The 23,532-nt window shown below is 52.4% G+C and carries 25 protein-coding genes and 1 pseudogene; 18 read left to right on the forward strand and 8 right to left on the reverse strand.

Features of this window, described 5'->3' with window-relative positions:
* The first annotated feature begins 2 nt into the window (after nt 1-2).
* Nucleotides 3-1,175 (forward strand): MalY/PatB family protein, encoded by a 1,173-nt coding sequence (locus OGV38_RS20690; RefSeq protein WP_149381844.1) that lies wholly within the window; start codon nt 3-5, stop codon nt 1,173-1,175.
* Between the two features lie 100 nt (nt 1,176-1,275).
* Nucleotides 1,276-2,277, forward strand: coding sequence for an adenosine deaminase (add, locus tag OGV38_RS20695; RefSeq protein ID WP_286474768.1), 1,002 nt, complete (start codon nt 1,276-1,278; stop codon nt 2,275-2,277).
* Between the two features lie 52 nt (nt 2,278-2,329).
* Here the strand turns inward: add and OGV38_RS20700 are convergent, their stop codons facing one another.
* The gene (locus OGV38_RS20700; protein ID WP_016153010.1) at nt 2,330-3,370 is read right to left on the reverse strand and encodes an oxidoreductase; all 1,041 of its coding nucleotides are present in this window, start codon (nt 3,368-3,370) and stop codon (nt 2,330-2,332) included.
* Nucleotides 3,371-3,611: 241 nt separating this feature from the next.
* On the opposite strand from OGV38_RS20700, the gene blr reads away from it, so the two are divergent.
* From blr to gstA, 12 genes are all read left to right on the forward strand, one after another.
* Nucleotides 3,612-3,737 (forward strand): division septum protein Blr, encoded by a 126-nt coding sequence (blr, locus tag OGV38_RS20705; RefSeq protein ID WP_019076739.1) that lies wholly within the window; start codon nt 3,612-3,614, stop codon nt 3,735-3,737.
* Between the two features lie 293 nt (nt 3,738-4,030).
* Entirely contained in the window at nt 4,031-4,246 is a 216-nt protein-coding gene (gene ydgT, locus OGV38_RS20710; RefSeq protein WP_003832804.1) for a transcription modulator YdgT, read from the forward strand.
* Nucleotides 4,247-4,337: 91 nt separating this feature from the next.
* Complete coding sequence (locus OGV38_RS20715; protein WP_016153009.1) at nt 4,338-4,778, forward strand: DUF2569 domain-containing protein; 441 nt, start codon at nt 4,338-4,340, stop codon at nt 4,776-4,778.
* Between the two features lie 76 nt (nt 4,779-4,854).
* Entirely contained in the window at nt 4,855-5,436 is a 582-nt protein-coding gene (gene rsxA / locus OGV38_RS20720; RefSeq protein ID WP_003029144.1) for an electron transport complex subunit RsxA, read from the forward strand.
* Complete coding sequence (rsxB, locus tag OGV38_RS20725; RefSeq protein ID WP_006684670.1) at nt 5,436-6,014, forward strand: electron transport complex subunit RsxB; 579 nt, start codon at nt 5,436-5,438, stop codon at nt 6,012-6,014. The genes rsxA and rsxB overlap by 1 nt, the downstream gene beginning before the upstream one ends.
* Nucleotides 6,007-7,938: an electron transport complex subunit RsxC gene (gene rsxC / locus OGV38_RS20730; protein ID WP_142689577.1), complete on the forward strand. Its 1,932-nt coding sequence runs from the start codon at nt 6,007-6,009 to the stop codon at nt 7,936-7,938. Before rsxB ends, rsxC begins: the two co-directional genes overlap by 8 nt.
* Complete coding sequence (rsxD, locus tag OGV38_RS20735) at nt 7,939-8,991, forward strand: electron transport complex subunit RsxD (protein ID WP_094169213.1); 1,053 nt, start codon at nt 7,939-7,941, stop codon at nt 8,989-8,991. It begins immediately after the preceding gene.
* Between the two features lie 9 nt (nt 8,992-9,000).
* The gene (gene rsxG / locus OGV38_RS20740) at nt 9,001-9,621 is read left to right on the forward strand and encodes an electron transport complex subunit RsxG (protein WP_047358431.1); all 621 of its coding nucleotides are present in this window, start codon (nt 9,001-9,003) and stop codon (nt 9,619-9,621) included.
* A gap of 3 nt (nt 9,622-9,624) precedes the next feature.
* A complete protein-coding gene (locus OGV38_RS20745; protein WP_016153005.1) occupies nt 9,625-10,317 on the forward strand; it encodes an electron transport complex subunit E in 693 nt (230 codons plus the stop codon).
* On the forward strand, nt 10,317-10,952 hold the full coding sequence (nth, locus tag OGV38_RS20750) for an endonuclease III (RefSeq protein WP_016153004.1): 636 nt from the start codon (nt 10,317-10,319) through the stop codon (nt 10,950-10,952). The genes OGV38_RS20745 and nth overlap by 1 nt, the downstream gene beginning before the upstream one ends.
* A gap of 613 nt (nt 10,953-11,565) precedes the next feature.
* Complete coding sequence (gene dtpA / locus OGV38_RS20755; protein WP_016153003.1) at nt 11,566-13,071, forward strand: dipeptide/tripeptide permease DtpA; 1,506 nt, start codon at nt 11,566-11,568, stop codon at nt 13,069-13,071.
* A 104-nt stretch (nt 13,072-13,175) separates the two neighbouring features.
* Nucleotides 13,176-13,781, forward strand: a complete 606-nt coding sequence (gene gstA, locus OGV38_RS20760) for a glutathione transferase GstA (RefSeq protein ID WP_016153002.1) — start codon at nt 13,176-13,178, stop codon at nt 13,779-13,781.
* An 83-nt stretch (nt 13,782-13,864) separates the two neighbouring features.
* On the opposite strand, the gene pdxY is transcribed toward gstA, so the two are convergent.
* The 5 genes from pdxY to anmK form a co-directional block, all read right to left on the reverse strand.
* The gene (gene pdxY, locus OGV38_RS20765; protein WP_019076734.1) at nt 13,865-14,725 is read right to left on the reverse strand and encodes a pyridoxal kinase PdxY; all 861 of its coding nucleotides are present in this window, start codon (nt 14,723-14,725) and stop codon (nt 13,865-13,867) included.
* A 64-nt stretch (nt 14,726-14,789) separates the two neighbouring features.
* Nucleotides 14,790-16,064: a tyrosine--tRNA ligase gene (tyrS, locus tag OGV38_RS20770; RefSeq protein WP_003836431.1), complete on the reverse strand. Its 1,275-nt coding sequence runs from the start codon at nt 16,062-16,064 to the stop codon at nt 14,790-14,792.
* Between the two features lie 126 nt (nt 16,065-16,190).
* Nucleotides 16,191-16,847: a pyridoxamine 5'-phosphate oxidase gene (gene pdxH, locus OGV38_RS20775; RefSeq protein ID WP_003029169.1), complete on the reverse strand. Its 657-nt coding sequence runs from the start codon at nt 16,845-16,847 to the stop codon at nt 16,191-16,193.
* Nucleotides 16,848-16,905: 58 nt separating this feature from the next.
* A complete protein-coding gene (gene mliC, locus OGV38_RS20780; RefSeq protein ID WP_085951051.1) occupies nt 16,906-17,235 on the reverse strand; it encodes a C-type lysozyme inhibitor in 330 nt (109 codons plus the stop codon).
* A gap of 87 nt (nt 17,236-17,322) precedes the next feature.
* The gene (anmK, locus tag OGV38_RS20785) at nt 17,323-18,444 is read right to left on the reverse strand and encodes an anhydro-N-acetylmuramic acid kinase (protein ID WP_016152999.1); all 1,122 of its coding nucleotides are present in this window, start codon (nt 18,442-18,444) and stop codon (nt 17,323-17,325) included.
* 274 nt (nt 18,445-18,718) lie between these two features.
* On the opposite strand from anmK, the gene slyB reads away from it, so the two are divergent.
* Nucleotides 18,719-19,186, forward strand: coding sequence for an outer membrane lipoprotein SlyB (gene slyB / locus OGV38_RS20790; RefSeq protein WP_016152998.1), 468 nt, complete (start codon nt 18,719-18,721; stop codon nt 19,184-19,186).
* Nucleotides 19,187-19,233: 47 nt separating this feature from the next.
* On the opposite strand, the gene slyA is transcribed toward slyB, so the two are convergent.
* Entirely contained in the window at nt 19,234-19,674 is a 441-nt protein-coding gene (gene slyA / locus OGV38_RS20795; RefSeq protein ID WP_019076732.1) for a transcriptional regulator SlyA, read from the reverse strand.
* 192 nt (nt 19,675-19,866) lie between these two features.
* Here slyA and OGV38_RS20800 point away from each other — a divergent pair, with 192 nt between their 5' ends.
* From OGV38_RS20800 to OGV38_RS20810, 3 genes and pseudogenes are all read left to right on the forward strand, one after another.
* On the forward strand, nt 19,867-20,103 hold the full coding sequence (locus tag OGV38_RS20800) for a DUF1656 domain-containing protein (RefSeq protein WP_016156432.1): 237 nt from the start codon (nt 19,867-19,869) through the stop codon (nt 20,101-20,103).
* 2 nt (nt 20,104-20,105) lie between these two features.
* Complete coding sequence (locus OGV38_RS20805; protein ID WP_019076730.1) at nt 20,106-20,969, forward strand: efflux RND transporter periplasmic adaptor subunit; 864 nt, start codon at nt 20,106-20,108, stop codon at nt 20,967-20,969.
* Nucleotides 20,966-23,006 (forward strand): annotated as a pseudogene (locus OGV38_RS20810) (FUSC family protein). Before OGV38_RS20805 ends, OGV38_RS20810 begins: the two are co-directional and overlap by 4 nt.
* Here OGV38_RS20810 and sodC read toward each other — a convergent pair.
* Complete coding sequence (gene sodC / locus OGV38_RS20815) at nt 22,982-23,506, reverse strand: superoxide dismutase [Cu-Zn] SodC (protein WP_286474776.1); 525 nt, start codon at nt 23,504-23,506, stop codon at nt 22,982-22,984. The pseudogene OGV38_RS20810 and the gene sodC overlap by 25 nt on opposite strands.
* Nucleotides 23,507-23,532: the final 26 nt, after the last annotated feature.

Here is a 23,532-nt window from a genome sequence, read left to right on the forward strand (position 1 = left end):
ATATGTTTGATTTTTCAAAGGTTGTGGACAGGCACGGTACCTGGTGTACTCAGTGGGATTACGTTGCCGACCGTTTTGGTTCAGCCGACCTGCTGCCATTCACCATCTCCGATATGGATTTTGCCACCGCACCTTGCATTCTGGAGGCGCTGACTCAGCGCCTGTCACATGGCGTGTTGGGTTACAGCCGCTGGAAAAACGATGAGTTTCTGGCGGCGATAAGCCACTGGTTTCTTTCGCGGCATAACACTCAAATAGATCCTCAGTCGCTGGTATACGGCCCCTCGGTCATCTATATGGTGTCGGAGTTGATCCGCCAGTGGTCATCCGTGGGCGATGCGGTGGTTATCCATACTCCGGCTTACGATGCGTTTTACAAAGCGATTGAAGGTAATCAGCGCCAGGTGTGCGCAGTCGGACTAGAAAAACGCGCCGACGGCTGGTTTTGCGACATGGTTGCGCTGGAGAAAGCCCTGTCTCGACCTGAAAGCAAAATTCTTCTGCTTTGCAGCCCACAAAACCCAACGGGCAAAGTGTGGACGCGCGACGAGCTGGAAGCCATGGCGGAACTGTGTCAGCGCCATGGTGTAAAAGTTATCTCCGATGAGATTCATATGGATATGGTATGGTCAGACCGGCCGCACATCCCGTGGAGTAACGTCGCGCGCGGCAGTTGGGCACTGCTCACTTCCGGCTCAAAGAGTTTTAATATTCCGGCACTAACCGGGGCTTACGGACTCATTGAAGATGCTCAAAGCCGCAACGATTACCTCAGCGCGTTAAAAGGCCGCGATGGTCTTTCCTCGCCTGCGGTGCTGGCGCTTAGCGCACATATTGCCGCTTATCAACAGGGTGCAAGCTGGCTTGATGCGCTGCGCGATTATCTTGCCAGCAATCTGCATTACGTTGCGTGTGAGCTTAATGCCGCATTCCCCGAACTCAACTGGCAGATTCCGCAATCCACCTATCTGGCATGGATTGACCTGCGTCCGCTCAATATTGATGACCATGCCTTGCAGGATGTTCTCATCCACCAGCAGAAAGTCGCTATCATGCCGGGATATACCTACGGAGAAGAAGGTCGCGGTTTTGTACGCCTCAATGCCGGATGCCCAAGATCCAAGCTTGAAAAAGGCGTTCAGGGGCTGATTAACGCCATCCGTTCTGTACGCTAATTAAGTTTGCGCAATGAAATTATTCATTGCGCAACATAGCTTTTTATCCCGATTTTTTCATATAATACGACGCACTTTACCTAAATACACGAGTGCGACCATGATTGATACTTCCCTCCCCCTGACCGACGTCCATCACCACCTTGATGGTAACATCCGTGCCCAAACGATCCTGGATCTGGGTCGTCAGTTCAATTTAACGCTTCCGGCACAAACGCTGGAAACGCTGATCCCTCATGTGCAAGTCACATCAACTGAGCCGGATTTAGTGAGCTTTTTATCCAAGCTCGACTGGGGCGTGAAGGTACTGGCCTCTCTGGATGCGTGTCGCCGCGTGGCATTTGAGAATATTGAGGATGCAGCACGTAACGGTCTGCACTATGTAGAATTACGTTTTTCACCCGGCTATATGGCGATGGCGCATCAACTCCCGGTTGCGGGCGTGGTTGAAGCCGTCATTGCCGGCGTACGCGAGGGCTGCAAGACCTTTGGCGTCGAAGCTCGCTTAATTGGCATTATGAGCCGTACCTTCGGCGAAGCCGCCTGCCTGCAGGAACTGGATGCGCTGTTAGCCCACCGTGACCATATTACGGCACTGGATCTGGCGGGTGACGAACTCGGTTTCCCGGGCAGTCTGTTCCTGTCGCATTTCAATCAGGCGCGCGACGCCGGTTGGCGTATTACCGTGCATGCGGGCGAAGCCGCGGGACCAGAAAGTATCTGGCAGGCTATTAAAGAGCTGGGCGCAGAACGTATTGGTCACGGCGTAAAAGCCGTTGAAGATCGTGCATTGATGGATTACCTCGCCGAACACCGTATCGGCATCGAATCCTGCCTGACATCGAACATTCAGACCAGCACCGTCGCCTCTCTGGCAACCCACCCGCTGAAAACATTCCTTGAGCATGGCGTTTTAGCCAGCTTGAATACGGACGATCCGGCGGTACAGGGTGTGGATATTATTCACGAGTACACCATTGCCGCGCCAGCGGCAGGACTCACGCGCGAACAGATCCGTCAAGCGCAAATCAACGGCCTGGAAATGGCATTTCTGAGTAACGAAGAAAAACGTGCCCTGCGCGAGAAAGTCGCGGCAGCGTGACGGTTAGAGTGCCGGATGCGATGCTGAGCATCGCCATCCGGCATTTGCCTAGTCAGGCAAGGCACAACGTCGAGCGATGTTTCGCCGATTCAAGACCCAGCTCAATCAGCTCCATGATTTGAATAGCTTGTCTCGCCGGTACCGGGTTTTCACCATGACCATTTAGCGCATCACGAATGCCAGCATAGTACGCCGGGTAATTACCCGGTACAGTCAGCCAGGTCTCTTCAACCTGCTCTTCACCTTCTATTCGCGTCAACACGCCATCGCGCATGTCGTAACCCCAGTCTTCCTGAGGCAGTCGCTCGCCATTTTTCAGGCGCTCTTCCTGCGGGTCAAGACCATACTTCACATAGCTGCCACGCGATCCGTGCACAATATAACGGGCCGATTCTGCGGCAGCAAGCATGGTGCCGTGCAGAATCACACGACGCTGCGGATAAGTCAGGATGGCATGGAAGTAATCCGTCGCTTGCGCACCTGGGCGGAGCTGAGCCAGGTCTACCGTCATGCTGACGGGCAAACCAAACAGGTTAATCGCCTGATCCAGAAGATGCGGAGCTAAATCATACCAGATGCCGCTTCCCGGCCCCCCCTGTTCACGCCAGCGATCACGAACCTGCGGGCGGAATCGATCGAAATGGGATTCGAAATACGCCACCTCCCCCAAAACGCCATCCGCCAGCAGGGCTTTCAACGTCAGAAAATCACTGTCCCAGCGGCGGTTATGGAAAACGGACAGCACGCGGCCAAGGCTACGCGCCAACGCATCCAGTTCGCGTGCTTGTGACAGTGTCACGGTAAAAGGCTTATCAACAACCACATGTTTGCCCGCTTCCAGTGCAGCCTTCGCTAACGGGAAGTGAGTGTCATTAGGCGTGGGGATCACAATCAGGTCGATATTCGGATCGTTAAAAAGGTGTTTAGGCTCAGCAACAACCGCCACCGTTGGCCAGTCTGCCTTCACTTTTGCTTCATCACTACTGGAAACCGCAGCCAGTTCGAGGCCCGGTGTGCCCACAATCAGGGGGGCATGGAAGGTTTTACTGGCGTAACCATAGCCAATTAGCCCAACGCGGATGTTGTCACTCATGTTATAGCCTCTCAATTCAGGACTGACCTATTTCACACCATACCCTGCAACGTCTCAATAGTTTAATAACCATTGCGCTACAAAGGTTGTTTATTAACTTAAGTCAAACATATGCCACTTATGCTTAACTTGCAGCGAAAAAGAGGGAGAAATCGTTCCCAATTATCTTGCTGTATTATTGAGAGATTAGTAACATTTGCAGCCTGTGTTTATGGATAAATCAAAGCAAATGTCATCAGTAATGAATCGTCTTATTGAATTAGCAGGTTGGATTGTTCTCACCGTCTCTGTGATCCTGCTGGGTGTTGCCAATCATATTGACAATTACCAGCCACCGGAGCCCGTTGCTGCTGTGCAGAAGAAATAAGCATCTGCAGTCCCTTATAACCCGGCAATTAACATCGAGTAACGGCAGGGGTTGGCTGCAAAAGATCGAATTTTGTCAAAAAAAGAGAATAATGCCGCATCCCACTCCGGTGCATATTGCCTGCTGTAGCGAAGCGCGTTACCCTTACCGCAGGTGCGCATAGCGCCTGCTTTTCCACAGGTATGAACACTCTTCTCACATTTGCGCGTCAATCCGCTTTTACCTGTGCATGTTGTTTATTATTTATATTTACTACTCCGTTGGTATTATTTTATTAATATGGATTTCCATTTATGACTGTTCAGGATTACTTATTAAAATTCCGCAAAATCAGTTCACTCGAAAGTCTGGAAAAACTGTTCGACCATCTTAACTACACGCTCACCGACGATAGCGACATTATCAATATGTATCGCGCTGCAGACCATCGCCGTGCGGAGCTTATCTCAGGAGGTCGTCTGTTTGATGTTGGTCAGGTACCCAAATCAGTCTGGCATTACGTGCAATAAAGAAGAAAGTAGCGCTCAACGTTAAAAGCTTTATAATAATTGCCCCAAAATGAATGGCATGTTTGATTGCGCGCGTAAACCTGGAGAAGAGATGACTACCACACCGGCACAACGTATCGGGGGCTGGCTACTTGGGCCACTGGCCTGGCTGTTAGTCGCATTGTTGAGCGCTTCGCTGGCGTTATTACTTTATGTCACTGCGCTGGCTACACCGCAAACCTTCCAAACGCTGGGTGCGCAAAGTACGGCAAATTTGCTGTTATGGGGCGTCTCTTTTATTACCGCGATTGCCATGTGGTATTACACGCTGTGGCTGACGATTGCGTTTTTCAAACGCAGAGCCTGTGTGCCTAAGCATTATATTCTATGGCTGCTGATCTCCGTGTTACTGGCGATTAAAGCGTTTGCGTTTTCACCGGTTCCGGACGCCTTTGCCGTGCGCCAACTGCTGTTCCCATTGCTGGCTGCAGCACTGCTGGTGCCCTATTTCAAACGCTCGCAACGCGTTAAATCGACGTTTGTGAATCCGTAATAACCCTACAGTTAACCTGTTGTCGCCTGTTGTAGATTGTCAGATAATAGGCGGCTTTTTTATTTCAGGCCGAAAAATGACTGATTACCTGCTGCTGTTTGTCGGAACTGTACTGGTCAATAACTTTGTACTGGTCAAGTTTCTGGGGCTCTGCCCGTTTATGGGCGTTTCCAAAAAACTGGAAACCGCAATGGGTATGGGCCTTGCCACGACGTTTGTCATGACACTGGCATCCATCTGCGCATGGCTGATTGACACCTGGATCCTCATTCCACTCAATCTCATCTATCTGCGCACGTTGGCTTTTATTCTGGTCATCGCCGTCGTCGTGCAATTTACCGAGATGGTTGTACGCAAAACCAGCCCTGCACTTTACCGCCTGTTGGGGATCTTCCTACCGCTGATCACCACTAACTGCGCGGTATTAGGCGTGGCGTTACTGAATATCAATCTCGGTCATAACTTTTTACAGTCGGCGCTATACGGTTTTTCCGCCGCCGTCGGCTTCTCGCTGGTGATGGTACTGTTCGCCGCCATCCGCGAACGCCTCGCCGTGGCGGACGTGCCTGCTCCGTTTCGCGGTAATGCGATTGCGCTGATTACCGCTGGTTTAATGTCATTGGCCTTTATGGGCTTTAGTGGTTTGGTGAAGTTGTAATGAATGCTATCTGGATTGCCGTTGCCGCAGTGAGTCTACTGGGTCTGGCGTTCGGCGCTATTTTGGGTTACGCCTCACGACGTTTTGCCGTCGAAGATGATCCTGTCGTGGAGAAAATTGATGAAATTCTCCCGCAAAGCCAGTGTGGACAATGCGGCTATCCGGGCTGTCATCCTTACGCTGAAGCGATCGGCTCTCAGGGCGAAAAAATCAACCGTTGCGCACCCGGAGGCGAAGCGGTGATGTTAAAAATTGCCGCCCTGCTGAACGTCGACCCGCAGCCGATTGATGGTGATGAACACGATGTTACCCCCGTGCGTATGCTGGCGGTCATTGATGAAAATAACTGTATCGGTTGTACAAAGTGCATTCAGGCCTGCCCGGTTGATGCGATCGTGGGCGCGACCCGCGCCATGCACACGGTGATGAGCGATCTCTGCACCGGGTGCAACCTGTGCGTTGATCCGTGCCCGACGCAATGTATCGAATTACGCCCGGTGGCCGAGACACCTGATAGCTGGAAATGGGATTTAAACACCATCCCTGTGCGCATCATTCCCGTGGAACAACATGTTTAAGTTATTCTCTGCATTCAGAAAAAACAAAATCTGGGACTTTGATGGCGGCATTCATCCACCAGAAATGAAGACCCAGTCGAACGGTACGCCGCTGCGACAGGTTCCGCTGGCGCCACGCTTTGTTATTCCGCTGAAACAACATATTGGCGCGGAGGGTGAGCTGTGCGTAAACGTAGGCGACACCGTGCTGCGTGGTCAGGCGTTAACCCTTGGGCGTGGTAAAATGCTTCCGGTACATGCGCCAACGTCAGGCACCGTTGTTGCTATTGCGCCGCATTCTACTGCACATCCATCGGCATTAGCTGAGCTGAGCGTTATTATTGACGCCGATGGCGAAGATCGCTGGATTGAGCGAGACGGCTGGGCCGATTACCGTTCCCGCAGCCGGGAAGAGCTGATCGCACGTATTCACCAGTTCGGCGTCGCCGGACTGGGTGGCGCGGGTTTTCCCACCGGCGTTAAGCTGCAGGGCGGCGGAGATAAAATTGAAACGCTGATCATTAACGCTGCTGAATGCGAGCCGTACATTACGGCTGATGACCGCCTGATGCAGGACTGCGCGGCGCAGGTCGTCGAAGGTATCCGCATCCTGGCGCATATTCTTCAGCCACGCGAAATTCTACTGGGCATTGAAGATAATAAGCCACAGGCAATTTCCATGCTGCGCGCGGTGCTGGCTGATTCACACGATATCAGCTTACGCGTGATCCCCACCAAGTACCCGTCAGGCGGGGCCAAGCAGTTAACGCAAATCCTGACCGGCAAGCAGGTTCCCCACGGGGGACGCTCCTCAGATATCGGCGTGCTGATGCAAAACGTTGGAACCGCCTACGCGATTAAACGTGCGGTGATTGACGGAGAACCGATTACCGAACGTGTCGTGACGCTGACCGGCGAAGCCGTCAGCCGCCCGGGCAACGTCTGGGCGCGTTTAGGCACGCCGGTTCGTCATCTGCTCAATGACGCGGGCTTCTGCCCTTCCGCTGACCAGATGGTGATTATGGGCGGGCCGCTGATGGGCTTTACGCTGCCGTGGCTGGATGTACCGGTGGTGAAGATAACCAACTGTCTTCTGGCGCCCTCTGCCAGTGAAATGGGAGAAACGCCGGAAGAGAAAGGCTGCATTCGCTGTAGCGCATGCGCCGATGCCTGTCCGGCCGATCTCCTGCCGCAACAGCTTTATTGGTTCAGTAAAGGGCAGCAGCACGACAAAGCAACGGCGCACAATATCGCGGACTGCATTGAATGCGGTGCCTGCGCCTGGGTATGCCCAAGCAATATTCCACTGGTGCAGTATTTCCGTCAGGAAAAAGCCGAGATTTATGCCATTAGCCAGGAAGAAAAACGTGCCGCTGAAGCGAAAGCGCGATTTGAAGCCCGACAGGCGCGACTCGAACGTGAAAAAGCAGCACGTCTTGAACGTCACAAAAGCGCTGCCGTTCAGCCTGCGGCTAAAGATCATGATGCCATTGCCGCCGCGCTGGCTCGCGTAAAAGAAAAGCAGGCTCAGGCAATGCAGCCGGTAGTCATTCAGGCTGGCGAAAAACCTGACAATAGTGCCGTGATTGCCGCACGCGAGGCGCGTAAGGCGCAAGCTCGCGCAACCCGGATGGAAAACCCTCCCCAAGCTGGAGGCAGCAGCACAGAGGTCGACCCGCGTAAAGCTGCAGTTGAAGCGGCAATCGCTCGTGCCAAAGCCCGCAAGCTTGAGCAGGAAACCGTAACGGAAACAGCCGAACCGGTGGATCCGCGTAAAGCCGCCGTGGAAGCGGCTATCGCCCGCGCCAAAGCTCGCAAGCTCGAGCAGCAGACGGTTACGGAAACAGTCGAACCGGTGGATCCGCGTAAAGCCGCCGTCGCGGCCGCTATTGCACGCGCTCAGGCAAAGAAAGCCGCCCAGCAGCAGGTTGTAAACGAGGAATAAATGGTATTCAGAATAGCAAGCTCCCCTTATACCCATAACCAGCGCCAGACATCGCGTATCATGATGCTGGTATTACTGGCTGCATTGCCGGGGATCGCCGCTCAGCTGTGGTTCTTTGGCTGGGGTACGTTGTTCCAGATAGTTCTGGCCGCCATCAGCGCTATCGCCGCCGAAGCGGGCGTGCTTAAACTGCGCAAACAACCCATTGCCGCGATTTTAAAAGACAACTCCGCGTTGCTCACCGGGTTACTGCTGGCCGTAAGTATTCCCCCGCTCGCCCCCTGGTGGATGGTAGTTTTAGGCACGGTATTCGCCGTTATCATTGCTAAACAGCTGTATGGCGGCCTCGGTCAGAACCCGTTTAACCCCGCCATGATTGGTTACGTGGTGCTGCTTATCTCATTCCCGGTACAGATGACAAGCTGGCTGCCGCCGCATGAAATTGCGGCGACTGTGCCTGGTTTTTTTGACGCCCTGAACGTTATCTTTAGCGGACATACCGCCAGCGGCGGGGATATGAACACGCTGCGTATGGGTATTGATGGTATCAGTCAGGCAACACCTCTCGATACCTTTAAGACTTCGCTGCATGCGGGACGTACTGTTGAGCAGGTGATGCAATACCCAATCTACAGCGGCATGCTTGCAGGTGCTGGCTGGCAGTGGGTTAACCTTGCCTGGCTGGTGGGCGGCGTCGTGTTGCTATGGCAGAAAGCGATTCGCTGGCATATCCCGGTGAGCTTCCTGCTGTCGCTCGCCGTTTGTGCCACTTTAGGCTGGATTTTCTCGCCAGATTCGCTGGCCTCGCCTCAGTTGCACCTACTTTCCGGCGCGACCATGCTGGGTGCATTTTTTATTCTTACCGATCCCGTTACAGCATCAACAACCAACCGTGGTCGCCTGATTTTTGGCGCACTTGCGGGCCTGTTAGTGTGGTTGATTCGCAGTTTTGGCGGTTATCCTGATGGCGTGGCTTTTGCCGTATTGCTGGCAAATATCACGGTTCCCCTGATTGATTATTACACCCGCCCTCGCGTGTACGGACATCGCTAAGGACTCCCTATGCTGAAAACGATTCGTAAACACGGTATTACTCTGGCGCTGTTTGCAGCGGGCTCGACGGGGTTAACCGCGGCAATCAATCAATTAACCAAGTCCACCATTGATGAACAAGCCGCGCTGCAGCAAAAAACGCTGTTCGATCAGGTTCTGCCAGGCGATCGCTACAATAATAACTTGTCCGAAAGTTGTTATCTGGTCGATGCGCAGGCGTTGGGCAAAGGCACTCACCGAGTGTATATTGCCCGCCAGGACGATCGTCCCGTTGCAGCAATTCTTGAAGCTACGGCGCCAGATGGTTATTCCGGGGCTATTCAACTGCTGGTTGGTGTCGATTTTTCGGGTACCGTGTTGGGTACGCGGGTGACCGAACATCATGAAACGCCAGGGCTGGGTGATAAAATCGAACTGCGACTGTCCGACTGGATCACCCACTTTAGCGGCAAAACGATCGCTGCGGGTAACGACGCTCACTGGGCGGTGAAAAAAGACGGCGGCGACTTTGACCAGTTTACTGGCGCAACCATTACGCCGCGTGCGGTAGTTAATGCAGTAAAACGCGCCGGTTTGTATGCGCAGACGCTGCCCGCGAAACTTCCTCAACTTAGCGCCTGTGGAGAATAAACCATGAGCGAAATTAAAGACGTTATTGTCCAAGGGTTATGGAAAAATAACTCCGCGCTTGTGCAGTTACTCGGGATGTGTCCGCTGTTGGCCGTCACCTCGACCGCCACTAACGCGCTGGGCCTGGGACTCGCGACTACGCTCGTCCTGACGCTGACGAACCTGACGATTTCTGCCCTTCGTCGCTGGACACCGCCTGAAATACGTATTCCGATTTATGTCATGATCATCGCCTCCGTGGTGAGCGCGGTGCAAATGTTGATCAATGCCTACGCTTTTGGCCTGTATCAGTCTCTGGGCATTTTTATCCCGCTGATTGTGACCAACTGTATTGTTGTTGGCCGCGCTGAAGCCTTCGCAGCCAAAAAAGGCCCTGCGCTATCCGCACTCGATGGCTTTTCCATCGGCATGGGCGCAACTGGCGCCATGTTTGTTCTGGGCTCGCTACGTGAAATAATTGGTAACGGTACACTCTTTGATGGCGCAGACGGTTTGTTGGGTAGCTGGGCCAAAGTATTGCGCGTTGAGATCTTCCATACCGATACGCCGTTTCTGCTGGCCATGCTGCCACCAGGCGCGTTTATTGGCCTGGGTCTGATGCTGGCTGTTAAGTATCTGATTGATGAGAAAATGAAGAAACGTCGTGCCGAGGCGGCTGTCACGGACAGTCCGGCCGGTGAAACAGGGAATGTGTAATGAACAAAGCAAAACGGCTGGAAATACTGACGCGCCTGCGTGAGAACAATCCGCATCCGACAACCGAGCTAAATTTTACATCGCCGTTCGAACTGCTGATTTCAGTCTTGCTCTCCGCGCAGGCCACCGATGTCAGCGTCAATAAAGCGACGGCTAAGCTCTACCCCATCGCCAATACGCCAGCCGCGATGCTGGAGCTTGGCGTTGAAGGGGTTAAGTCCTACATCAAGACAATCGGTTTGTTTAACAGCAAAGCGGAGAACGTGATTAAAACCTGCCGCATTCTGCTGGAGCAACATAATGGCGAAGTGCCTGAAGACCGGGCCGCATTAGAAGCCCTGCCCGGGGTTGGGCGAAAGACGGCTAATGTGGTGTTAAATACCGCCTTTGGCTGGCCCACTATTGCCGTAGATACCCATATTTTTCGCGTTTGTAATCGTACCCAGTTCGCCCCGGGTAAAAACGTCGAGCAGGTTGAAGAGAAGCTGCTGAAAGTCGTACCTAGTGAATTTAAAGTCGATTGCCATCACTGGTTAATTCTTCATGGCCGCTACACCTGTATAGCCAGAAAGCCGCGCTGCGGTTCCTGCATTATCGAAGATCTTTGCGAATTCAAAGAGAAAGTCGATATCTGATGCTGCCGGGGCATACTGCTTGCCCCTCGCTAACATAACGATTAGTTATGCACTCCCCTGAGTTTATTTTCCCGACAATGATGCCGCTCAACCGCCCATATCTAATGCAATATTCTTGTTAATTAACACCTGAGCAGGTTAATCGTTTTTTTAGTAAAAGAAATTTCTATCTATACGTGATCCAGATCATCCAGATAACATAATGTTAAAAAATATTTATTTTTTAGTTAAAGTGACAATCAGATGACCTAACTGAACAGTTTCTAAACAAAACATTACACTGGCTATTTTTCAGATAATGGCCTATATCACTGGATTCAAGCGCAAATAGCAGAACATATCGCCACATTGCGGTTTTTACCCTGATTAAACAGTGTAAAAATCTGCCATTTTTCAAATGAAGAAATTTAACGCTAGATAACATTTCACAGTCCCGACGATTTCACCAGTCATGATATATGTAACAGATTATTACAAACCACTTGTCTGAATGGTCAAGATAGTGAACATTACTTGCCGTTTCCCCTCCCACTATAACAATCGGACGGATGAACTTGACTCATCACGTGCCTGAACACCCCCGTTGATATGGGATGTAAAAAAAGAGGTAAAAGTGTCTACTGCAAACAATAAACCAACAGAAAGCGTGAGTTTAAACGCCTTCAAACAACCAAAAGCGTTCTATCTCATTTTCTCTATTGAGCTGTGGGAGCGTTTTGGTTATTACGGCCTGCAAGGAATTATGGCCGTCTACCTGGTTAAACAACTGGGTATGTCAGAAGCGGATTCCATCACCCTTTTCTCGTCCTTTAGCGCCCTGGTGTACGGTCTGGTTGCCATTGGCGGCTGGTTAGGTGATAAAGTTCTGGGTACAAAACGTGTCATTATGCTGGGTGCCGTTGTCCTGGCCATCGGTTATGCGTTGGTAGCATGGTCTGGTCACGATGCGGGTATCGTTTATATGGGCATGGCGGCCATCGCGGTCGGTAACGGCCTGTTTAAAGCAAACCCATCATCCCTGCTCTCTACCTGCTATGCCAAAGATGACCCGCGTCTTGATGGTGCATTTACCATGTACTACATGTCCGTCAACATCGGTTCATTCTTCTCTATGCTGGCAACACCGTGGTTGGCTGCGCATTACGGCTGGAGCACCGCGTTCGCTCTGAGCGTCGTGGGTATGCTGATTACCGTTGTTAACTTCGCATTCTGTCAGCGCTGGGTTAAACAGTACGGTTCTAAACCTGACTTTGAGCCGATCAACTTCCGTAACCTGTTGCTGACTATTGTTGGCGTCGTGGTGCTGATCGCGATTGCAACCTGGTTGCTGCACAACCAGCAGATCGCACGTATGGTTCTGGGCGTCATTGCTCTGGGTATCGTGTTTATCTTCGGTAAAGAAGCATTCACCATGCACGGTGCTGCGCGTCGTAAAATGATCGTCGCCTTCATTCTGATGCTGGAAGCGATTATCTTCTTCGTGCTGTACAGCCAGATGCCGACCTCACTGAACTTCTTCGCGATTCGTAACGTTGAGCACTCTATTCTTGGCATTGCTTTCGAACCTGAGCAGTACCAGGCACTGAACCCGTTCTGGATCATCATTGGTAGCCCAATCCTCGCCGCTATCTATAACAAGATGGGCGATACCCTGCCGATGCCAACCAAGTTTGCGATTGGTATGGTGCTGTGTTCCGGTGCATTCCTGATCCTGCCGCTGGGTGCTAAATTCGCTACCGATGCGGGCATCGTTTCCGTTAACTGGCTGATCATCTGCTACGGTCTGCAAAGTATCGGTGAACTGATGATCTCCGGCCTGGGTCTGGCAATGGTGGCTCAGTTGGTTCCGCAACGCCTGATGGGCTTCATCATGGGTAGCTGGTTCCTGACCACTGCCGGTGCAAACATCATCGGTGGTTACGTAGCCAACATGATGGCTGTACCAGAGAACGTCACTGACCCGCTGATGTCCCTTGAAGTCTACGGTCGTGTGTTCCTGCAGATTGGTGTTGCTACGGCTGTTATCGCTGTTCTGATGCTGCTGACGGCACCGAAACTGAATCGTATGACTCAGGACGATGACGTCAATGAGAAAGCCTCTAAGGCTGCGACAGCGTAATTCTCAGGGAAACTCTTTTTCAGGCCGCTAACTAGTGTTAGCGGCTTTTTTTTTGCCTGAGCTAGCACTACCATACGATATACCTCAGCCAAAAGGAGTTACCGATGAAACTGTTCTACAAACCGGGCGCTTGTTCTCTTGCTTCCCACATCACACTTCGTGAGAGCGGTAAAGATTTCACGCTGGATGGTGTTGATCTGATGAAGAAGCGTCTGGAAAACGGCGATGATTTTTTCGCGGTAAACCCAAAAGGGCAAGTTCCCGCGCTGCTGCTGGATGACGGTACGCTACTGACCGAAGGCGTCGCCATCATGCAATACCTGGCGGACACCGTTCCAGACCGTCAACTCCTTGCCCCGACCAGCAGCCTCTCCCGTTACAAAACCATTGAATGGCTTAACTACATTGCGACAGAACTGCATAAAGGCTTTACCCCACTGTTCCGTCCCGATACGCCGGAAGACTTCAAGCCAACCGTTCGCGCGCTGCTGGAGAAAAAAATGCAGTATGTGAACGATGCGCTGCAAGATAACCAATGGATCTGCGGTTCGCGCTTCAGCATTGCGGACGCCTATCTGTTCACCGTGCTGCGTTGGGCGTATGCGGTTAAGCTGAATATGGCAGGATTAAGCAATATCGATGCGTATATGGCGCGTATGGCTGAACGTCCGGCGGTTGCCGCGGCGTTGAAAGCAGAAGGGTTAAATTAATTGTTGTTGCCGGGTAGCGCTTGCGCTTACCCGGCCTTCAGCCAAACGCAGGCCCGATAAGCGTGAGCGCCATCGGGCATTGCTTACAGCTGCGTCGCGCTGAAGTAGTGTTCAGGCTTCGCGATACAATCCTGCGCAGCCACGACCTGCAGCTCATACTCGTGCATTTTTTTGGTGGCAATCATCACTTCGTACACCGCCGCCGTCACGTGCTCCAGCGCCTGCTGTAAAGACGCGCCCTGCAGCAGTTTAACTAACAATAAGCCGCTGGTGACATCACCTACGCCAACCGGTTGACGTGCGCCAAAATCGACTAACGGTCGGCTGATATGCCACGCCTGTTCAGCAGTAACTAACAGCATCTCGAAACGATCTGCGCTGATACCCGCGCGAGCCAGATGCTTCACCAGCACAATTTCTGGTCCCTGAGCGATGAGCTCACGCGCTGCCGCCACGGCCTCATTGACATTATTCACCGCATGCTCGCACAGAATTTCGAGCTCAACCAAATTCGGGGCGATAATATCGCTGGCCGGAAGCGCATGGCGTACATGAAACTCCGCTACGCCCGGCGCGACGATACACCCTTTTTCCGGATGGCCCATCACCGGGTCACAAAAATATTTCGCCTGCGGATTGGCCGCTTTTACTTTGCGTACAATACCCAGAATATGCTCGCCCTGTTCAGCCGAGCCAAGATAGCCGCTCAGTACTGCGTCACAAGTCTGGAGTTTATCGATATCGGCAATGCCCTGGACAATGTCAGTCAGATGACTCGGCGGCATAACGCAACCGGTCCATTTGCCGTACTGTGTGTGGTTAGAAAACTGAACGGTATTCAGCGGCCAGACATTTGCGCCAAGACGACGCATTGGAAATTCTGCTGCACTGTTGCCCGCATGACCAAAAACAACGTGGGACTGGATGGCGAGGATATTCTTCATTTTACTTACCACAACCCTGAAAAAATAAAGGGGCGTAGTTTCCCACGCCCCTGCTAACTAAATCTTACTTCCAGCAAATCAGACAATAGTTCTTCTTGCCACGGCGCAGTAAGGTGTAGCGCCCGAACAGGATATCACTCTCCTGGAAGAAATATTCCGGATCGGATTGCTTCTCACCGTTGATAGTCACCGCATTAGACGCGATAGTCTTACGTGCCTGGCCGCGAGAAGGTTGCAGCTCGGAGTCCACCAGCGCCTGCATCAGATCGGCACCTTTGTCCATCTCGATCATCGGCACGCCATCTTGCGCCAGCTGTTCGAAATCCGCTTCGCTCAAATCGCTCAGATTACCGTTGAACAAGCTTTCGGTAATACGTTTTGCCGCTACCAGACCTTCTTCGCCGTGAACCAGACGCGTTACTTGCTCAGCCAGAACATACTGGGCGCGCGGCGCTTTACCGCTATTTTTATCTTCTTCTTCCAGCGCATTGATCTCTTCAATGTCCATGAAGGTGAAGAATTTCAGGAAGCGATAAACATCCGCATCGGCGGTATTGATCCAGAACTGGTAGAATTTGTACGGACTGGTTTTCTTCGGATCCAGCCACACAGCGCCGCCTTCCGTCTTACCGAATTTCGTGCCGTCAGCTTTAGTGATCAACGGAACGGTCAGGCCAAACACCTGGTTCTGGTGCAGGCGACGGGTCAAATCGATACCCGAAGTAATGTTACCCCACTGGTCAGAACCGCCAATCTGCAGCGCAACACCGTGCAGTTTGTTCAGGCAAGCAAAATCATAACCCTGCAGCAGGTTGTAAGAAAACTCGGTAAAAGAGATCCCCTGATCGTCACGGTTCAGACGCTGCTTCACCGCTTCTTTGTTGATCATCTGGTTAACGGAGAAGTGTTTGCCGATATCACGCAGGAAAGTCAGTACATTCATACTGCCAAACCAGTCGTAGTTGTTCGCAGCAATCGCCGAGTTGTCGCCACAGTCGAAATCGAGGAACGGCGCAACCTGTTTGCGGATTTTATCCACCCACTCCTGCACGGTGTCTTCGGTATTCAGTTTACGCTCGGCGGCTTTAAAGCTCGGGTCACCAATCAGACCGGTTGCGCCACCCACCAGTGCGACAGGCTTATGGCCTGCCTGCTGGAAGCGTTTCAGGCATAACAATGGAACCAGATGCCCCAAATGCAAGCTGTCAGCGGTAGGATCGAAGCCGCAATAGAGCGCGATCGGGCCTTGCGCCAGTCGCTCTGCTAACGCTTCCTCGTCCGTCACCTGGGCCACCAGCCCCCGCTCTTGCAATTGTTTAATCAAGTTACTGCTTGCCATCAAAATCTCCATGTATAAAACGACTGCACCTTAGCCGGTACACGACTTTTCGCCTGATGCGAAAGAAACATAGAATAAAGCGCCGGATTGTTCAGCACCAGCGCTTAAAACAAGAATTTTGCATCTTTAGGGGGCCAGGCGATCAATTTTCCACGCGTTATCTTCGCGTTGGTATAAAAAACGATCGTGCAGACGGTTTTCGCCACCCTGCCAGAACTCCATCTGCTCAATACTTACGCGAAAGCCTCCCCAGAAACTGGGCAGTGGAACTTCTCCTTGCTGAAACTTCTGCTTCAGTTCGAGGAATTTGCTTTCCAGAATACCGCGCGCGGAGATCCGACTGGATTGCTTAGAGACCCAGGCACCAATCTGGCTATCACGTGGGCGACTGTGGAAGTATTTCACCACTTCCAGCGTGGAAAGGCGCTCAGCCTTGCCGATCACCATCACCTGCCGTTCCAGCGTATGCCAGGGAAACAGGAGGCTGATGCGTGGGTTTTTCTCAATCTGATGGGCCTTACGGCTACCGAGGTTGGTATAGAACACCAGCCCTTTGTCATCATAATGTTTGAGCAACACGATACGCTGATAAGGCTGACCGTTTTCATCGACGGTAGCAACGACCATCGCAGTGGGATCGGCCAGTTTGGCGTCACAGGCTTGCCCCAGCCAGCGCTCGAACAGCGCAAGGGGCTCGGCGGGAAGATCGCGGCGGCGGAGACCGCCTTTCGTGTATTCACGGCGCAAATGTGCGATTTGCTGCAATTCGTCGTTATCAGACATGATGTTGGCTACGGATTGTCAGTGGGTGACGCTATTGTGCGCCGCCCAGGTGAAAATCTCAACGCTTCGGGTTCTGTAACTGACAGTTATTTAGCACAATTCTGTCTCGTTTATAGACCGTTGCCTCGTCGCCTTTAGACCAGAAGACGTAAATACCATCGGTATAGCGAGCACCTGATGCCGACACGCCCTGTTTGAGGTTCAATAGCTGATTATCATAAACAAAACTCGCCATCTGACGGGTATTGTTCAGCTTCACGGTAAGCGGTTTTTCGTCACAGCGGTATTCAAGCGTATCCGTTTGCATACGCTCGACAAATTGGTTGTACACGCTGCACCCGCTAAGCAGTACCGGCAGACACACTAACAACAGTTTTTTCATAGCCATATCCTGAAGACTTTCCTGGTCCTGGAGGGTAATGGCACCCTCCCTAATATCCCTAGTTTATCGACATATGGCGCTGAATAATTTCAGTTAACTCTGAGTTCGTGGGTTAGCAGGATAAATCGCCCCTAAAACGCTCGGTTCTGATGCGCCGGTCACGGAAGGCAGATTTCCCGGTAATCCCGCCAGCGTTCGCCACGCCAGCCAGGCAAAAGCCAGGGCCTCCATATCATCGCCGCTGATCCCAGCCTCATCGGTTGAAGTGACCTCTGTCCCTGGCAATAATGCCGCCAGACGCATCATCAGCAGCGGATTACGGCTGCCGCCGCCGCATACCATTAGCCGTTCACAGCCTCCGCTTAGCAAGACCTGCTCGGAAATGGTCACGGCCGTCAGTTCGGCAAGCGTCGCCTGCACATCCCGCGGGCTTATTCCCGGGAACTGCGCCATATGACGTTCTATCCAGCCATAATTGAAATACTCGCGGCCAGTGCTTTTCGGCGCAGGCGCAGAAAAATAAGGATCGTTAAGCATATTTTGCAGTAAAGGCAGGATCACCGTTCCCGATGTGGCCCACTGCGCATCTTTGTCGTAGGGTTGGCCGCATTGCCGCCAGATCCAGGCATCCATCAACATATTGCCCGGCCCGGTGTCGTAACCGCGAACGGGTTGCTGTGGGATAAGCAGAGACAGATTGGCAATTCCGCCGATGTTTAGCACCATCCGCCGCTCCGTTGGATGAGCCAACAGCGCCTGATGAAAGGCGGGAACCAACGGCGCGCCCTGCCCGCCGAGAGCGATATCGCGGCGACGAAAATCGCCGATCACCGTTATCCCGGTACGCGCAACGATTTGATTGTTGTCGCCAATTTGCAGCGTGTGCGGCGCGATTCCCGTCGGTTCATGCCACACGGTTTGCCCATGACAGCCAATCGCAACGATCTCCTGCGGTTTCAATTTTTCCTGTGCCAACAGTGCATTCACCGCCTCGGCAAACAGATAACCGAGCTGTGCGTCGAGTTGGCCAAACTGCGATAGCGTAAGCTGCTGCCCCTGGCAGATATCCAGGATCGCCTGCTTTATATGGAGAGGGATAGGCCAGGTCAGACTCGCCTGTTGCGCAACCATCGTTTCATCTATTGTCGCCAGCACAACATCGACACCATCAAGGCTGGTTCCAGACATTACACCGATAAAACGGCCCGATTTCATATGTCATCCTTTTAAGCAAATTAGCCTTGACACTCAACCATAAAGTGCCGACTAATGCCATGCTTCCTTAATGATTTTTGAGGGTTAATCATTACAATGGACGCTTTATTACATCAATTATATGAATGATTCGTTTATACTCGGTATATCCGATTTCGGTTAAGATTTTCATATTGTTCCAGTAGAACATGTGACCTTAGGCTCACAAGTGCCATATAATTTAGCCATGAAGGGTGCTTTATTAGCGTTTCGTGGTGTTAAAGGAGATTTGTAAATGATTAAACGTGTGCTGACTGTTGCATTAATGGGTGTATCTTTGGCGGGCTGCGTTAACAATGATAGCCTTTCAGGCGACGTATACACCGCATCCGAAGCGAAACAAGTTCAGAACGTTACCTACGGTACAATTGTTCATGTTCGTCCGGTGCAAATCCAGGGTGGCGATGACGCAAACGTGATTGGCGCCATTGGTGGTGCGGTACTCGGCGGGTTCCTGGGTAACACCGTCGGCGGCGGTACGGGTCGTTCATTAGCCACGGCGGCTGGCGCAGTTGCCGGTGGCGTAGCGGGTCAAGGCGTACAAGGTGCGATGAATAAAACCCAGGGTGTAGAACTGGAAATCCGTAAGGACGACGGTAATACCATCATGGTGGTTCAGAAACAGGGTGCGACCAAGTTCTCAGCTGGCCAGCGCGTTGTTATGGCTAACAACGGCAGCCAGGTTACCGTGTCTCCACGCTAATCGAATTCACGTGTGGTCAGGCTCTGGCCACACGTCATCTCATCGTTTCAGCCCTGTGACTGCAGTTCAATAATATTGTGTTCCAGTCTGGCGACCAGTTTAATCAGCAGATCAATTTCCTCAGCTGAAATCCCTTCCAAAATTTCTCCACGCGTCTTGTTGATAACCGCTTCCATATCTGCAATCAGCGGCTCTGCTTTTTCTGTCAGTTTAATTCTCTTTGCCCGACGATCGCTGGCGCAAGTCTGTCGTGAAATGAGTCCCTTTTCTTCCAGCTGGTCAAGCGTGCGTACCAACGAAGGCTGCTCGATGCCAATCGCTTTAGCCAACTGAATCTGCGATTGATCAGGCGGCAATTGATGAATGTTGTGCAGCGTAACCCAATGCGTCTGCGTCAACTCCAGAGGTTTCAGGCGATGGTCAATCAGAGCACGCCAAATGCGCACCAACCGTGCCAGATCAGAACCTAATGGCGATTCCAATTTCATCTCCTTATAATTAGCTTGCTAAGTTATTATGCTGATTTTAGAATAGTGTGCAGCATTTGTATTCCCAAAACAAATGTATTGCCAAATTTGCTTACCGGCTGACATTTTTTCAGACATTATGCGTTACAGAGACTCATTGTCTCTTTTTTGCTAAACCTATAGCAATGCTCTCTTCCGCCAAGGATTTTGCCCGTGAAGTTTATGTTTAATGCAACAGGATTGCCCCTACAAGATTTAATGATCGGAGCATCTGTCTACTTCCCTCCTGTTTTCAAGGCGTTTGTAGCAGGATTTATTCTCTGGCTGGTTGTTCATCGCCTCCTGCGCGACTGGATTTACTCCGGCGAAATCTGGCATCCCCTGTTAATGGATCTGTCACTCTTTACGCTTTGCGTATGTCTGGCCTTTGTAATGCTGATTGTGTGGTGATTATGTCGCTTAAAACCATTAAATACTTCTCCACCATTATAGCCGCTGCCATCGCAGTTTTCGCCGGATGGTGGATGTGGAATTACTATATGCAATCGCCCTGGACACGTGATGGCAAAGTGCGTGCTGAGCAGGTCAGCATCACGCCGCAGGTCTCAGGCAGCATTAGCGAACTCAATATAAAAGATAACCAGTTTGTTAACAAAGGCGATGTCCTTTTTATCATCGACAAGACGCCGTTTCACATTGCTGAACTGAATGCGCAAGCGCAGCTGGCGAAGGCACAGTCCGATCTGGCGAAAGCCAATAACGAAGCCAACCGCCGCCGTCATTTATCGCAAAATTATATCTCAGCCGAAGATCTGGATACTGCTAACCTCAACGTGAAAGCCATGCAGGCCAGCGTTGAAGCAGCCGAGGCCAGCCTGCGCCAGGCACAGTGGCAACTGACGCAGACGGTGGTCAAAGCGCCCGTAGCGGGCTGGGTCACCAACCTATCAACTCGTACTGGAGACTACGCCTCAACCGGTAAGCCCCTGTTTGCCCTTGTCGACAGCCACTCTTTCTATGTGATGGGGTATTTTGAAGAAACCAAGTTGCGCCACATTCGTGAAGGTGCACCTGCGGTTATCACGCTCTACAGCGGCAACATAAAGTTACAGGGTCACGTATCCAGTATTGGTCGCGCCATCTACGACCAAAGTGTGGAAAGCGATTCCGGCCTGATTCCCGACATCAAACCCAATGTGCCGTGGGTGCGTCTGGCCCAACGCGTTCCGGTCCGCATCGAATTCGACGCTCTGCCGCAGGATGTCACCCTGGTTTCTGGTACGACCTGCAGCGTGTCTATCGGCCAGCGTAAATGAAACTGTCCCACCTGATGCCAGGCCATTGGCCGTGGTTTAAAGCCACGGTAGCGCAGTGGCGTTATGCGTTGCGAAATACCATTGCGATGTGTCTGGCGTTAACGTTCGCCTATTACCTGAATCTGGATGAGCCCTACTGGGCGATGACCTCGGCGGCAGTGGTCAGCTTTCCCACCGTCGGCGGGGTTATCAGCAAAAGTCTGGGTCGTGTTGCGGGTAGCTTGCTGGGTGCCACCGCCGCGTTGATTATTGCCGGTCATACCCTCAATGAGCCGTGGTTGTTTTTGCTGAGCATGTCAGTGTGGATCGGTTTTTGTACCTGGGCCTGCGCTCACTTCACCAATAACGTCGCCTACGCCTTTCAACTGGCCGGTTATACGGCGGCGATCATTGCTTTTCCCATGGTCAATACCATAGAGATTACGCAGTTGTGGGATATCGCTCAGGCCCGCGTATGCGAGGTCATCGTCGGTATCCTGTGCGGCGGCATGATGATGATGATCCTCCCCAGCACCTCCGATGGCACCACATTGCTTACCGCGCTGAAAAACATGCATTCGCGTTTACTGGAGCATGCCAGCTTACTCTGGCAACCGGAGACAACGGATGCGATTCGCACAGCTCATGAAGGTGTTATTGGTCAGATTTTGACCATGAACCTGCTACGTATTCAGGCGTTCTGGAGTCACTACCGTTTTCGCCGTCAAAATGCGTTGCTCAATTCGCTGTTGCATCAGCAGTTACGTATGACCAGCGTGATCTCCAGTCTGCGCAGGATGCTCCTGAACTGGCCCACTCCCCCGGCTAATACCCGGGAAATCATCGAACAACTGCTCAGCGAGCTGGTCAAATCCAATACCGACACCTACACCGTCGCGCGTATTATCGCCCCCTTGCGTCCTCTCGATGCGCGCGACTATCGGCACGTCGCCTTCTGGCAAAGACTGCGTTATTTTTGTCGGCTCTACTTACGCAGCAGTCATTATCTGCATTTACTGGAAAATGGCGTTACCGCCGAGCGTATTACTATCGCCCGCACGCCAGGACTTGCCCGTCATACCGATAATGCGGAAGCTCTCTGGAGCGGATTGCGTACGTTCTGTACCCTGATGCTTATCGGCGCATGGAGCATTGGCGCGCAATGGGAATCAGGCTCTGGCGCACTAACGCTCGCGGCCATCAGCAGCGTGCTCTATTCCGCCGTAGCCACGCCGTTCAAGTCACTTTCTTTGCTGATGCGCACGCTGGTTCTGCTGTCGCTGTTTAGCTTTGTGGTTAAGTTTGGCCTGATGGTGCAAATCTCTGACCTCTGGCAATTCATTCTGTTTCTCTTCCCGCTGCTCGCTACCATGCAACTCCTGAAGCTGCAAATGCCCGCGCTGGCGGGTCTTTGGGGACAGCTAATCGTGTTTATGGGATCGTTTATCGCGGTGACTAATCCGCCGGTTTATGATTTTGCTGATTTCCTGAATGACAATATGGCGAAAATAACCGGCGTGGCGCTATCGTGGCTGGCATTCGCCATTCTACGGCCCGGATCGGATGCGCGGAAAGGTCGCCGCCATATTCGCGCCCTGCGCCGGGATTTTGTCGATCAGCTCAGCCGACATCCCTCGCTCAGTGAAAACGAATTTGAGTCGCTGACCTATCACCACGTCAGCCAGCTCAGCAACAGTCAGGATGCACTGGCGCGACGCTGGCTATTGCGTTGGGGGGTTGTCTTGCTTAACTGCTCGCACGTGGTGTGGCAACTGCGCACCTGGGAGGTGCGTTCAGATCCTCTGGCTCGCGTCAGAGACGTGTGTATCTCGCTGCTTCGCGACGTAATGAGTGAGCGCGGCGTTCAGCAACGACCGCTGAATGCCACGCTGAGTGAGCTACAGCGTATTTGCGACACGCTCGCCCACCATCATCAACCTGCGGCGCAAGAACTGTCGGCGCTTATCTGGCGACTACACTGCTCGCTTTCTCAGCTCGAACAGGCGCCTCCGCCGGGTACGCTAGGCAATTGATTATTTGATAACGCCACAGGCGTAGCGCGCTCCACCACCGCCAAGCGGTTTTGGTTGATCGGACATATTATCGCCACCGACATGGATCATCAGCGCTTTGCCTTTAACCTCATCGAGCGTTTTCAGCTGCGGCGCAATGACCGGTGTTGTGGCGTTACCGTCGTTATTCACCACCAGCAGCGGCAGGTCGCCCATGTGGCCTGCGCCTTCCGGACCTTCGTGCTTGCCGGTTTGGTGCGGATCATAATGGCCTCCAGCCGATTCCGCGGCTGAGGCTTTTCCTTCTTTAATCGCCGGTTGGCAACTGCCATTCGCATGGACATGGAAGCCATGTTCACCCGGCGGCAGCGCTTTCAGATCGGGCGTAAACTCCAGCCCTTTCCCGGTTTCAGCAATAGTGACCGTACCAATCGCCTGGCCGACGCCTTGCGACGTTACCAGATTCATCGTCACTTTTTCTTCACTGGCAGCCTGCGCACCTGCACAGGCGAGTAGAGTAATAATGGCCAAACTCAAACGCTTCATAAGACCTCCGTCCAAAAGGTGTCTGA

The organism is Citrobacter sp. Cb080 (assembly GCF_030334745.1).
Lineage (GTDB): Bacteria > Pseudomonadota > Gammaproteobacteria > Enterobacterales > Enterobacteriaceae > Citrobacter > Citrobacter braakii.